This window comes from Terriglobia bacterium, from assembly GCA_020072565.1.
Classification (GTDB): Bacteria; Acidobacteriota; UBA6911; order UBA6911; family UBA6911; genus JAFNAG01.
In genome coordinates, this window is record JAIQGI010000036.1 from 1 (window position 1) to 12976 (window position 12976).

At 56.2% G+C, this 12976-nt stretch carries 13 protein-coding genes; 11 read left to right on the forward strand and 2 right to left on the reverse strand.

Going from position 1 to position 12976, the window contains the following annotated elements:
* Nucleotides 1-597: 597 nt before the first annotated feature.
* From LAP85_19980 to LAP85_19990, 3 genes are read left to right on the forward strand one after another with little or no spacing between them, the layout of a single operon-like run.
* On the forward strand, nucleotides 598-1833 hold the full coding sequence (locus LAP85_19980) for a glycosyl transferase (GenBank protein ID MBZ5498682.1): 1236 nt from the start codon (nucleotides 598-600) through the stop codon (nucleotides 1831-1833).
* On the forward strand, nucleotides 1817-3193 hold the full coding sequence (locus LAP85_19985; protein MBZ5498683.1) for a glycosyl transferase family 2: 1377 nt from the start codon (nucleotides 1817-1819) through the stop codon (nucleotides 3191-3193). The genes LAP85_19980 and LAP85_19985 overlap by 17 nt, the downstream gene beginning before the upstream one ends.
* Before the next feature lie 4 nt (nucleotides 3194-3197).
* Complete coding sequence (locus LAP85_19990) at nucleotides 3198-3902, forward strand: hypothetical protein (protein MBZ5498684.1); 705 nt, start codon at nucleotides 3198-3200, stop codon at nucleotides 3900-3902.
* On the opposite strand, the gene LAP85_19995 is transcribed toward LAP85_19990, so the two are convergent.
* A complete protein-coding gene (locus tag LAP85_19995) occupies nucleotides 3836-4756 on the reverse strand; it encodes an HAD-IIB family hydrolase (GenBank protein MBZ5498685.1) in 921 nt (306 codons plus the stop codon). The genes LAP85_19990 and LAP85_19995 overlap by 67 nt on opposite strands.
* Nucleotides 4757-4833: 77 nt before the next feature.
* Between LAP85_19995 and LAP85_20000 the strand changes: the two genes are divergently transcribed.
* The 6 genes from LAP85_20000 (at nucleotide 4834) to LAP85_20025 (ending at nucleotide 12037) form a co-directional block, all read left to right on the forward strand.
* Nucleotides 4834-6189, forward strand: a complete 1356-nt coding sequence (locus tag LAP85_20000; protein MBZ5498686.1) for a sensor histidine kinase — start codon at nucleotides 4834-4836, stop codon at nucleotides 6187-6189.
* The gene (locus LAP85_20005) at nucleotides 6186-6836 is read left to right on the forward strand and encodes a response regulator transcription factor (GenBank protein MBZ5498687.1); all 651 of its coding nucleotides are present in this window, start codon (nucleotides 6186-6188) and stop codon (nucleotides 6834-6836) included. Before LAP85_20000 ends, LAP85_20005 begins: the two co-directional genes overlap by 4 nt.
* Nucleotides 6837-7016: 180 nt before the next feature.
* A complete protein-coding gene (locus LAP85_20010) occupies nucleotides 7017-9917 on the forward strand; it encodes a chloride channel protein (GenBank protein ID MBZ5498688.1) in 2901 nt (966 codons plus the stop codon).
* Between the two features lie 152 nt (nucleotides 9918-10069).
* Nucleotides 10070-10264, forward strand: coding sequence for a hypothetical protein (locus LAP85_20015; GenBank protein ID MBZ5498689.1), 195 nt, complete (start codon nucleotides 10070-10072; stop codon nucleotides 10262-10264).
* Nucleotides 10265-10767: 503 nt separating this feature from the next.
* A complete protein-coding gene (locus LAP85_20020; protein ID MBZ5498690.1) occupies nucleotides 10768-11229 on the forward strand; it encodes a hypothetical protein in 462 nt (153 codons plus the stop codon).
* 523 nt (nucleotides 11230-11752) lie between these two features.
* Nucleotides 11753-12037, forward strand: a complete 285-nt coding sequence (locus LAP85_20025) for an integrase core domain-containing protein (protein ID MBZ5498691.1) — start codon at nucleotides 11753-11755, stop codon at nucleotides 12035-12037.
* Here the strand turns inward: LAP85_20025 and LAP85_20030 are convergent.
* Nucleotides 12001-12270: a succinylglutamate desuccinylase/aspartoacylase family protein gene (locus LAP85_20030; protein ID MBZ5498692.1), complete on the reverse strand. Its 270-nt coding sequence runs from the start codon at nucleotides 12268-12270 to the stop codon at nucleotides 12001-12003. The two genes, LAP85_20025 and LAP85_20030, sit on opposite strands and share 37 nt — an antisense overlap.
* Here LAP85_20030 and LAP85_20035 point away from each other — a divergent pair.
* Together LAP85_20035 and LAP85_20040 are read left to right on the forward strand one after the other, a co-directional pair.
* Nucleotides 12269-12646 (forward strand): hypothetical protein, encoded by a 378-nt coding sequence (locus LAP85_20035; GenBank protein ID MBZ5498693.1) that lies wholly within the window; start codon nucleotides 12269-12271, stop codon nucleotides 12644-12646. The two genes, LAP85_20030 and LAP85_20035, sit on opposite strands and share 2 nt — an antisense overlap.
* Before the next feature lie 21 nt (nucleotides 12647-12667).
* Nucleotides 12668-12961, forward strand: a complete 294-nt coding sequence (locus LAP85_20040; protein MBZ5498694.1) for a YbgA family protein — start codon at nucleotides 12668-12670, stop codon at nucleotides 12959-12961.
* Nucleotides 12962-12976: the final 15 nt, after the last annotated feature.

Consider the following 12976-nt stretch of genomic DNA (forward strand, 5'->3'; position numbering starts at 1 on the left):
ATAGCACCCAGCTAGCAAAAAGGGCCGAATTGGGCCTGGTTTACATATTGCATCTTATCTGAAGCCGAGAGAACCGTGGCTATGCGGGAACGGCCGAAGGAGGGCGAGAAGATCAGGCAGCTTATCCTTCCTATGTGCCTGTATGTTCGGCTTGGGATTTTTCTTCTTCTTGACGCTGCAGATTGGTCATTGCCATCTCCAGATACCCGCGCACTGCTCGGGTCTCGCACGCCACTCAACATCGTAAAACGTGCATCGCGAGATCTGGATGGCGGCCCGACCACCCGGTGAAGTCCTGCACCGACCCGTTGCAGATCGGCACACCCATGACGGATTTTAACTCCAAAGCGGCGCGGATGCTCGTGTAATTTCCGAAGGCCGCGTTTTTCAGGAAATCAGAATTGCCAATTCTTCCATGATCACAGAATTTCGATCTTCAGCTTCCGGCGGGCGCGGCGGGATTCCTCCCTTCCAGATAGGATCGGGCTTTTGATGAGACCCTGATTGTCTACGGCCTTTTCCCGGGCGATCTCCCTTCTGTGCTGGATGTTCTTGACACTAGCATCCGGATAGGCTCCTTGAAGGGAGGAAACACCCATGGCCGATTTCTATCAAACGGGTTGCGTGACCACGCTGCACCGGCTGAAGCCCGGAAGCGCCGCAAGGATGGAAGATGAATTGCGGGAAATTGCCAGGCATGTGTCCATTGCGCTTGTTCTGCCCGCGCTCTACTCGGAGTTCGAAAGCCCAGCCATGCGCCGGATCGCCGATGAACTGGCAGATGTTCCCTACCTTCGACATATCGTTGTCGTCCTGGCTCGCGCCGGCATCGATGAATATAGAAAAGTGCAGCAGTTTTTTGCGGATTTTCCTCAGAAGATCACAATTCTGTGGATCGACAGCCCTGAGGTTCAGAATCTCCTGGAGATCCTGCAGGCACGCGGCCTGTCCGCAGGTCCCGATGGCAAAGGCAGATCGTGCTGGCTTGCCTACGGATATCTACTGGCGACGGGCGACTGTGACGTAATCGCCCTGCACGACTGTGACATCGTCAATTACCAGCGGGATCTTCTCAGCCGTCTCGTTTATCCTGTTGCCAATCCTCAACTTGCTTTCGAATTCTGCAAGGGCTACTACGCTCGTGTCACCGATCGGATGCATGGGCGGGCAACGAGGCTTTTTCTGACGCCATTGGTTCGAGCTCTCAAGGACATGGCGCCGGTGGCTCCGTTCCTCCAGTTCCTCGACAGCTTCCGATACGCCTTGGCCGGGGAGTTTTCGATGCAGGCGAATCTTGCGCGGGCTAACCGCATCCCCTCCGACTGGGGATTGGAGGTGGGAGTGCTGGCTGAAGTATTCAGGAATTGCGCCGTGGCTCGCGTATGCCAGGTGGATCTCGCCGAAACCTACGAGCATAAACATCAGGCCATATCAAAAGATGATCCGTCCACGGGACTGAGGCGAATGACATGCGAGGTGGCGAAATCCCTGCTTCGAACACTCGCCGGGGAAGGGCTTGTTTTCACCAAGGATCACTTCAGAAGCCTTCAGGTCCGCTACGTGCGGATGGCCGAAGACACCATTGGCAGGTATTACGCGGACGCCATGTTGAATGGCCTGGAATTCGACCGTAATGAGGAGGAGGCAGCCGTAGCGGCATTTGCCGAGAGCCTGCGCCAGGCCACCCAGGAGTTTGTGGAGTCTCCGCTGGGGAATCAGCAGATTCCCAATTGGAATCGGGTTCTCGCGGCAATCCCCGATATCCTGGGACTCCTGCGTGACAGCGCGGTAGCAGTCATGCCGAAAGTTCAGAGCTATGCCTACCGAAACTAAAGTGCCTGATCCGGACTTTCTTCCTCGGGAAGCATTCGATGCCGTTGAGAAAATCCGGCAGGCCGATGTCGTGGTAGGAATCCCGAGCTATAACAACGCGCAAACCATCGGGCATGTCGTAAGAGCGGCTCAAGCCGGGCTGGAAAAGTACTTTCCGCAGCTCCGGGCCGTTATCATCAACTCCGATGGCGGTTCTTCGGACAGCACGCGCGATGCAGTGCTCGCCAGTCGCATGGATTCCTCACAACTCCTATTCCTGAATACTCCGCTGTTCCCCGTCCATCGGCTCTCTTTTCCATACCATGGAATCCCCGGCAAAGGGAGCGCGTTCCGTCTCATATTTCAGATGGCTGCCATGCTGGGCGCGAGAGGCTGCGTTGTCATCGATTCGGACCTGCGCTCAATCACACCGGAATGGATTGACCTGCTGCTGCGACCGGTGCTGCATGCCGAATTCGATTTTGCGGCTCCCTTCTATCACAGGCACAAATACGATGGAACCATCACAAACAGCATCGTCTATCCATTGACCCGCGCCCTCTATGGATTGCGGGTGCGGCAGCCCATTGGGGGAGACTTTGGACTCTCTTCCCGGATGCTGAAACGATATTTGTCACGGGAGGATTGGCAGGGGGACGCAGCGCGTTATGGCATCGACATCTGGATGACCACAATCGCAATCGCGGAGGGCTTTCGCGTCTGCCAGAGCTTTCTGGGGGCGAAACTGCATGATCCGAAAGATCCCGGCGCGGACCTGAGCGAGATGCTTCACCAGGTTGTAGGAAGTGTTTTTGCCCTCATGCAGGAATACGAATCCGTATGGAGACGAACCAGGTCGAGCAGGGATGTCGATCTCTTTGGATTCCGCTTCGGGGTCGGCCTGGATCCCGTCGAAGTCAATACCGGCAGGATGCTCGGAATGTTTCAGCGGGCCAGCCGCGAACTCAAAGAAGTCTGGGCCCTTGCCTTGAACCCGTCAACCTTGAGCGAACTCGTGGGGATGGGCGCAGCATTGGACAGCCAGTCCATGAATGGATTCCACCTTGACGACCAACTGTGGGTGCGAGTCGTGATGGACTTCGCGGTTGCCTGGCGGAAACGGCCAACAGAACGAAGCCACTTGCTGCGTTCCTTAACAGCTCTCTATCTGGCCAGGGTTGCGTCGTTCGTGCTGGAATCAAAGGAGCTTGTCTCGGATCAGGTCGAAGACAGGATCGAGCGTCTCTGTCTCTGCTTCGAGGAATTCAGACCATATCTGATGTCCAGCTGGGACTCCGCAGTGGATCGCGCTTCTCCCAAAGCGCAGGTGCCGGAGAGGGCAAAAAATAGCTGTGGAGCCCAAGCCGTGTTGGAGGGATAAGAGCATGATTCAACTAGCTGAAAAAATCGCGGGTGACACGATGGAAAGGCTGTCCCGCCTGATGACGAACCATTTGCCCGGCTTCCTGGCCGCGCTCTTCATCCTCTTGGTGGCATGGGGCATTGCGGCAGCCGTTCATATACTGCTCACACGGATCTTCCGTGGCGCCCGCATCGATCGGTTCTTGAGACGCAGCGGCCTCGCCTCGCTCCTCCCGGGAGAAGGCTCGCCTCGTGCGACTCTGATGGCGGCGAAGGGCGCATACTGGGCGATTCTGACTGCCGGTTCGCTTCTTGCACTAAGCGCGTTCGACACCCAGATCACGTCACGCATGATCGAATGGGTATTGCTGATGGGGCCGAAGTTTCTCGTCGGCGCTGCGATCCTGCTGGCGGGAGTGTGGATCAGCCGTTATCTTGGGCGCAGCGCGCTCGTCTGGGCATTCAATGAGGGTGTCCCGAACTCCCGGAGGATAGGCCAGGTTGTACGAGTCGTGGTGATCCTTGTTACGGTCGTCGTGGCCGCGGATTTTCTGAATTTTGCCAGAAACGTGTTCCTGGCTTCTTTTGTTCTGATAGTCGGTGGAGCCATTCTGGCCGGCGCACTGGCCTTGGGTTTAGGGGGGAGGAAGGCCGTGGAGCGCTACCTTGAGGGCAAGGAATCCGAGATTCCGGATAAGCCGGAAGAGGCCGTTTGGAAACACCTGTGAAATGCAAATGGCCCCACCTTCCCGGTCATTTCATTGGAGGCCGTTTCAGTCGGTGCTGCGTGCTTGTCAAGAACATCCAGAACGGCCTGGCTCCAACCTTCCGGACCTGCCTGATCCGTCACGCGCGCTCGAGGAAGGGCGGATTTCAGCTTTCCAGCTGCCTTGGATTTGATGATAACCGGGATGTCCACGCAGCGAAGAAAACCCAGATCGTTCATTCCATCCCCCAGCCCCACGGTTATAATGGTTTCGAAGGTCGAGCGGTAATAGTAGGTGAGAAGGCAGACGCCATGGGCTTTGTTTCCATGCCCCATAATGTGATAAAGGCGTCCGCCGCGGGTCCAGTTTTTCCCGCGGCATTTGATGGCCTCCAGGAGTTCATCGCCGGGCGGATCAAGGATTTCGAACGGTTCGTCATATTCTCTGATCTTTGCCAATCGGGCTTGCTCAAGGGAAAGACCGTATTTCCGGCCTATTTCGTTGGCGCTCATATCGCGAAAGCACCGAACCCGGCAGCCGGTTTCTCGGGAGGCCTGCCGAAGTGTTTCGACGAGATCATCATAGGGGATGCCGAACTCGAAGATTCCATAGGTATCGCGTTGATCCGGCGCGCCGAAGCGGGGCGGGAAGTATCCGTCGGGAACATAGAGAGCGCCGCCATTCTCGACAATGAAAGGGTGCGGGTTGCGGAGAGTTGAGCGCCAGTATTCGACCTCAGCACGAGTCTTGCTGGTGCAGAACACGAGAGGGAGGCCCAGCTCGTCTACCCAGCGCAGGGCCTCCCGGGCAGCGTCCGCGGAATATGCGGACTCATCAAGGAGGGTGCCATCGAGGTCTGTGAACAGGATGATCATGATCTCAAGATAGCGATGTGGCCGCCTGGTGTCGATCCCACGGAGGCCGTACTTTTGAACAGAAAGGACACGACCGAGTGAGGAATGCGATCTGGCAGAATACCAAGGTGATTCTCGTTCTTGCATTTGGGAGCCTCCTGCTGATTATAACGATCCTTGGAATCGGCGCGTACCGCAGGAGCGACCGCATCTACCGCGATGTGACATTCATTCAGGATGCATACCAGCAGCGGACAGTCGTTCTCAACGACATCCAGTCGGACATTTATTTGTCCGCCATCCTGATCCGGGATTATCTGCTCGATCCAGCGGTGGTGACGGGAGCCGAGCACCGGCGTCAGTTGCTCGAGACTCGCCAATCACTCGAGAAACGCCTCAAATCCCTGGAACAGCTTGCCACATTGCAGGACCGGGAAGCGCTTCAACAGCTTGGCCGCAAATTGGAGGGTTATTGGGATGTCATGGATCCCGTGTTCGATTGGACTCCTGAACGCAAGGCCGCAGGCAGCTTCTCTTTTCTAAGGAAACAGGTGCTTCCGCGGCGCACCGCTGTCCTGGAAATGACACAGAGAATCAACGAAATAGATGCCGCCAGCCTGAAGCAAGAGCAGCAAAGGACAGCGGCGAGTTGGGAAGCCTATCGTAAGTACTTGAAATTGCTGTTCGCCTATGCGCTGAGCCTTGCCCTCTTCACAGCTGTAATGAGCATCTATCGCCTTTCGACGCTTGAGAAACGCGCCGATGAACATCGAATGCGTCTTGCGGAAGCAGAGCAGGGGCTCCGTTTGCTTTCCCAGCGGCTCGTTCATGCACAGGAGGAGGAGCGCAGGTCCCTTTCGAGGGAGCTTCATGACGAAATCGGCCAGATGCTGACAGGCATCCGAATGGTGTTCATCAACCTCGAACAGCTTGGCTCGGCACCGGAGCCTGGCTATGGGGGCCAGCTTGCCGAGGGGAAGGGGCTTACGGACAGGACAATGCAGATGGTTAGAAACCTGGCGCTCGGATTAAGGCCATCCATGCTTGATGATCTGGGTTTGGTGCCCGCGCTCGAGTGGCAGGCACGCGAGTTCTCGCGGAGAAGCGGCACTCCGGTCGAGTTGAAGACCGATGGCTCACTGGAGAGCATCCCGGACGAGGTAAGTACGTGCATATACAGAATCGTGCAGGAATCCCTTACCAACTGCGCCCGGCACTCCAGGGCAAACACGGTTCGCATCGACCTTCATGGCGGAGTCACGGAACTCTCCTTGACCGTCCGTGATGATGGTGTGGGATTCGACGCTCAACAAATCAAAAGCCAGGGCTTTGGACTGATAGGCATCCGTGAACGCATTCGTGAACTGGCGGGGACGGTGACAGTTGATTCGCAGCCGAGCAAGGGGACGGTCCTTAAGGCAGTGATCCCTCTAAAAATGGAGGTGTCCGCATGAGCGCAATCCGTATATTGGTGGCTGATGATCATGGTGTCGTTCGCAGGGGACTGCGCCTGATTCTGGAACGGCACCAGGGCTTCGAGGTCGTCGGCGAAGCGGCAGATGGCCGGGAGGTCGTGCGGCTTGCAGAAGAGCTATTACCATCGATTGTAATCATGGATGTGGGCATGCCGCATCTCAACGGCATTGATGCGAGCGCTCAGATCATTCACAGGAACCCACGGGTTGGCATCATTATCCTCAGCATGCACTCGGATGAGGGCTACATTGTCCGGGCGCTCAGCGCAGGCGCAAAAGGATACCTGCTCAAAGAGTCTTTGGAAGAGGACCTCGTCCAGGCAGTCCGCATCGTCGCGCAGGGGCGCCCGTTTTTCAGCCCGAGGATCACACAGACGCTGCTGGATGATTACGTCCGTCAGCTGCGTCAGAAAGGGCTCCAGGATTCATACGACCTTCTCACCGACCGGGAGAAGGAAGTCCTGCATCTCATCGCGGAAGGCAAGTCCAACAAAGAGGTGGCGACGATGCTGGACTTAAGTGTGTACACGGTTGAAACTCATCGAACCAATCTCATGCAGAAGCTCAACTTGCACAATACGGCCGAGATTGTTTTATACGCAGTGCGTAAAAAAATAATTTCGTGACACTCCCGAATTTATGGAAGAGGGCCAAAGGGTCTCGCCAGCTGCAGGAATACCTGAGACCTGGCAACAGGCAAATCCGGATTTGATAATCGAATGGGACAATTCAATAGAGGAGCAGGCGGCTTGGATTGAAACTTCGTCAGGCTTCACTGAATCTCTATGATGCATCAGGATATGCACGTGAACGAAAACCGCAGTGGAGTGATCGTGAAAGCACCGCAGCCGAGCGCGCGGGGTTCCTGGCAATCGGTGAGAAGCTGGACCGATGCGCGGAGAATTCGCCAGCACGAGGACAAAGTCCTTTTCATTCTTACGCTCATGATCGGCGCTGTCGTCGGCCTGGTGGTTGTGGCTTTCATTCTGCTCACCGAGAACCTTGGTTCGCGCATGTATCCGGCCGGAGGCGCCGCCTGGCGTCGGCTCGTGGTGCCCCTCTTGGGAGCATTGATCACCGGCTATCTGTTGAAACGATATTTTCCCAATGCCCGCGGCAGCGGCATCCCTCAAACAAAGACCGCCATGTTTTTGCGGGGAGGAGTGATCAAGTTCCGTACCGTTCTGGGAAAGTTCGGCCTATCATCGGTTTCCCTGGCGAGTGGCATAGCCCTTGGGCGTGAGGGGCCATCGGTCCAGGTCGGCGCCGGAATCGCATCGACGCTCGGCAGGCAGCTCGGGCTCAGTCCTGAGACGATCAAAGCCCTTGTGCCGATCGGATCGGCCGCGGCGCTTTCCGCCGCCTTCAACACTCCTATCGCCGCCGTTCTCTTCACTCTGGAGGAAGTCATGGGCGATCTTCACGCCCGTGTGCTTGGCGCCATCGTCCTGAGTTCGGCAACGTCGTGGATGGTCCTCCACCTTCTACTTGGCGATGAGCCGTTATTTCACGTCCCGGCATATCAGCTGGTAAACCCACTCGAATTCGGGTTTTATGCCGTTCTGGGTCTCATCGGCGGCATAGTCTCGGTATGCTTCGTAAAGCTCCTGCTCTGGCTTCGCAAATACTTTCTCCGCATGCCGGCCTGGACGGAATACATCCAGCCGGCGGCCGGCGGGCTTCTGGTCGGCGTTATGGGCTGGTTCGTGCCGGATGTCCTCGGCGTCGGCTACAACCACGTGAGCGAAGCTCTCAACGGCCGGCTTGCGCTGGAGGCAATGGCACTGCTCGTGGGGCTGAAACTTGTTGCCACAGCCGGCTGCTATGCTTCCGGCAATGCCGGCGGAATCTTTGGTCCGAGCCTGTTCATCGGTGCGATGATGGGCGGCGCTTTCGGAGGCGGGGCGCATGTTCTCCTGCCTGATTATACGGGCAGCGTCGGCGCCTATGCGCTTGTTGGGATGGGGGCGACGTTTGCCGGCATCATACGCGTGCCGATGACGTCCGTGATCATGATTTTTGAGATCACACGCGATTACTCCATTATCGTGCCGCTGATGATCGCCAATCTCATCAGCTACTTCATTTCAAGTCGCCTTCAGAAGGAACCGATATACGAAGCTTTGCTGCACCAGGACGGTATCCACCTCCCGATCGCAGCCAGGGAACGCGAGGAGTCGCCGCGCGTGAGCCGGGGAGTCCGCCCTGCTGAAGAAATCCTTTCGTCAAATGAAACGGTCGAGCAAACTTTGAAGACAATCCACCGAGAAATATCCGCGTGGCCAGTTATAGATGGAAATCTCCTCCTGGGGATGGTCACCCTCGCCCAACTCGACGAAGCCACGCGGCAAGGAATAGGCTCCAATAGGATAGGAGACCTGCTTCCGCTTCCGGATCCAAAGGTTGACCCGCCGGCAGAGGTATTCCCACACGTGCATGCGGATCATCCGCTGGAAACTGCAGTGCGGCGCATGGCACAGACCGGTTTAGCTGTTCTTCCCGTTGTAAGCCGCTCAAATCTTCGCGAATTGCTGGGCGTCATAACCATGAATGATGCCTTAGCTGTCTACAAACGTGAAACCAATGGAGCAATTGTCGGGCAGCCCGCGCAGGGGGCAACAGAGTCGTCAATCCCAATTCGAGGAGGCCTTTTGGCGGTTCTGTTAGTGATGGTGGCGCTTGCCGGTTTCCTGGGCTACTTCTACCATGGCCAGCGCACAGCCCGAGCCGAACAGAACTTTCAACAAGGCACCGAATTATTGGATGGAGGACAGTTTCCAGAAGCGATCGAACGATTCCGTAGTGCGCTCTCCATCTCTCACAGTAATTCGGACAGGCTGGCTCTCGGCCTCGCGCTCGTGAAGGCTGGACGTCTGAATGAAGCAGCGATCTATCTTCGCGAATTGATCCGGATCGAACCCAGCAGCAGTCCGGCAAACCTGGGACTTGCCCGAATCGCAGTCCAGGAAGGCAATGCCCAGGAGGCTGTGGAATATTATCACCGTGCCATCTATGGTTCCTGGCCTGAACAAACCAGCACAAACAAAGTTCAGACTCGCATCGAGCTGATAGAGACTTTGGGCAAGCTTGGCCGCAGGACGCAAGCCCAAGCTGAATTGCTGTCGCTTATGGCAGAGATGCCTGAGGATATAACGATCCGGAAGCAGGTGGGTGGGCTTCTACTGGATTACGGACTAGCGAAGGAGTCCACTCAAGTCTTCCAGGGGCTGCTGCAGAAACAGCCGAGAGATGCGGAGGCGTATGCGGCACTGGGCCGGGCCGAATTGAGTTTGAGCAATTACCCGGCTGCGGAGGCGGCGTTCAAGAATGCACTCCGCTGGAATCCAGGTGATCCGGCGTCCAAGAAACAGCTGGATACGGTCCAGCAGATTCTCATTCTCGATCCAACCTCGCACGGATTGACTTCTTTGCAGCGATATGAGCGAAGCCGCAAGCTGATGGAAGCTGTTCTCGGCTCGCTGACCCAATGCGTTGCTACGGCTCCAACCGCAATTCCACCATCAGTAACCGACCTTTCCGATGAGGGCCGCAAAAATCTGCTTCATCGCGGCCGTCCGAGTTCCTACGGCGATGCCACGGAGACCAACATATCCCTGGCTGAACGGATGTGGAAAGCTCGTTCGGAGGTATGTGGTCTATCTTCGGATCAGGCACTCGCCAAGCTGATGACCCAGCTCTCCAAATGACGCAGTCGGTGAAGGCGCAAAACGCCTGAAGCCAGGTTAGCTGTGCATCCTCGAACCTCACGGCTTCGAGCCCTGTCCTCGCACCGCGGCTCTTTGGCCAATCGTCTCTTGCAAATATATCGTATTACGATATAATTATCTCGGGAGTGAATATGACGATTACCGCCGACGATTATCGCGCTTTGGCAGATTTCCGTTATGAGATCAGGAAATTCCTGATCGTGAGTGAACGGATTGCCCGCGGCGCCGGACTGCAGCCTCAGCAATATACGATGCTGCTGGCGTTGCGCGGACTTCCCCCGGATTGGGAGCCATACCAGAGGTGTCCCAAAAATGTGCCGTCCTGAATCTCTGCTTTGAGTTATGATGGCACCCAGCTAGCAAAAAGGGCCGAATTGGGCCTGAGGTGTCCCAAAAATGCGCCGTCCTGAATCTCTGCTTTGAGTTATGATAGCACCCAGCTAGCAAAAAGGGCCGAATTGGGCCTGGTTTACATATTGCATCTTATCTGAAGCCGAGAGAACCGTGGCTATGCGGGAACGGCCGAAGGAGGGCGAGAAGATCAGGCAGCTTATCCTTCCTATGTGCCATACCCGTCCTCCACTATAATTGATGCTCTTTCTGCTCCAGTGACCGCGCTTAATCCCAATGGCATGATTTATTTGAGACCATCCGCTATTAAGTGGGAGACGTTAGTGCACGAAGCAGCACACCAAGTTCACAATTATGAATCAGACAATTACATGCTACTTGGCTTGGCGATACTATATGGCTTAGATGTCTCCAAGGGAGGAGTCGATCCCAATGGACGATCTCAGCAGATCACTGACAAGATCAAGGAGAAATGCCTTTGATTCTATTCCGAATTTGTTTAGCAACAATAGTGGTGGGCTTCGGTGTTCAACAAAATGCTGGATCGGGAATGCCTGAGAAGATATCCTATCGCCTTTTGGATTCGAGCAGGCGTCAGTTTGGCGATCTGAGTGCGGTTGATTACGCCTTGTCTGTGGATCGATTTTTGGATCGCCCGCAGATCGAGGAACTCATCTGCCAGGTGCTTCGGGATCAAAAGCCCGCCCCTTCTTCGGCACTTGGAATTTCAATCTTCTACAATCTAGACAAAGCGTTTGTAACTGGAGGGCTTCCCAACATCGAACAGAGACGCCTGGATCACGCTATTGCCGATTATTTCTGGAACAAGTCCTTACCTGACAAACGGAACCGGCTGTTGATCTGGCGTGATGCTCGGGGGAATCTCGTCAAAAAGTTCTATGATTTCGATCACACAGATGCTTGCAAGAAACAACAATAAGGGTGTGGGAAGAGGGGGACGCAACCTATTTTGGCCATGTGCAGGAGGCAAAGCCAGCGGTTTCTCAAAGTTGACAGCCTCTGGCGCATGCTCCCCGGCATTTCTGGATGGATCGGCGACCCAGCCAGTGGAATTGTCCTTCGGTCGTGTCCGGTGTTTGTTCGGCATCTGTCCGGCACCTGTCCGATCGCGCTGATGGCGGTTTGGTGGCTCCCGACGAAGTCATGAGCGAGACACCATTCCTTAGCCTTCGGCTGAGGAGGATGGTGACGGTCGCTGGCGGCATCGTGTTCCGCAGTTGTTGCGTGTTTGTTTCCTCTTTGTTCTGCGTTTGGTGCGTCTCTGGTGCGCGCGCTCCGAAAGGATGCGAGGGGCCGCGCGTTTCTCCGGTGATCCCCGTCGTCCTTGGTCCTCCAGCTCAATCTGCAGTGCCCTTCCTGCGAGGGCGCTTCGGACAGGGAATTGGGGAATTGGGGACGTCACCCGTTTATGAGAATTAAAAGGATATAAGGCAGAGTCGTTCATGAAGACGCTGAAACAGGAAGAGATCAACGGCAGCAGTTATCGAGATCTCGATCAGCTGTGCCAATCGATCGCCGAGTTTCTCGAAAACGCGTACAATCGCGGGCGTTTGCATTCGGCGCTCGGCTACCAATCACCTGTAGAATACGAGGAAGCCTTGATGAAATCAGAAGCGGGGAACTCTACACTGCTGGTGGGAAAGGGTGCTGGCTGCCCGCTTCCTCCACACCCCCTACCCCCGCTAAAATCTCATTTTCCTGTCCCTGATTCCCTTGTCTCGCTATAGGGGTGCAGTCCAGTAGCCTGTCCCTTTTTTCGCGATGGAGCGGACAACAAAATGAAACCCCCGAAGCCTGCCACATTCAATACGGGCACGACCACAACGCGGCCGCGCAAGTTGTCCGGGCCAAGGTTGCGGCCGAGGTCCAACACCGCGGCGATGCTGGCGTATTCGGCGGCATGGACGCCGGCCGTGACCACCAGGGTAGGACCTGCCTTCTCGCCGTTGATGAGCCACATGCCAGAATTGCGGCAAGCGGTTTCTTCTCTCGAGGGATTGCGCTCGGCAGTCGGCAGGCCCTTGGACATGAATCGCGAACAGAAAGCCATAGATGCGGCGCGGGTGCTGCGATATCTGGGCACGCGCGACGCCGCTCTTGCGCTCGTCCACTTTTTCGAGCGCGGTCCGGAGGTCATTCAAAACTATATTGTCGCCGGCCTTTACGGCTCGCCGTACCGCGAGGAGGTGATCGCAGCGCTCCGGGAAGGGTTGACTGCTCCGGATGTAGCAGTGACATCCAACTGGATAGGAGCGTCCAGCCGGCAGGCAACTCCGACGCCCGTGTCAGCGCTTCCCACTCGGCACCGGAGTATCCACACCGCCCAAGCGACGTAATCAGCATTCCGTCCTGGAGGCATAGAGTTCGCGCCAGCAAGGACGGGAGATTCGGCATTAAGAGTCCGGGCGACTGCGAGGAAACATGCCAACGTCCTATTTCATATCCTCGGCTTCCTGAAAAACCAGATCGACGCGGAAGAGAAGGCTGAACTCGTAGCGAGCATCGATGACTATCGCAAAGAACTCGTGCCCCTGGTAGTGCCCATGACTCTTCTCCTGCACCATCTGCGACGCTACGCGGTCCCTTGGGTCCTGGAGCAAACCTATCTGAATCCCTATCCCGCCGAGCTGATGCTGCGCAACCATGTGTAAAGGAGACCACCAGAT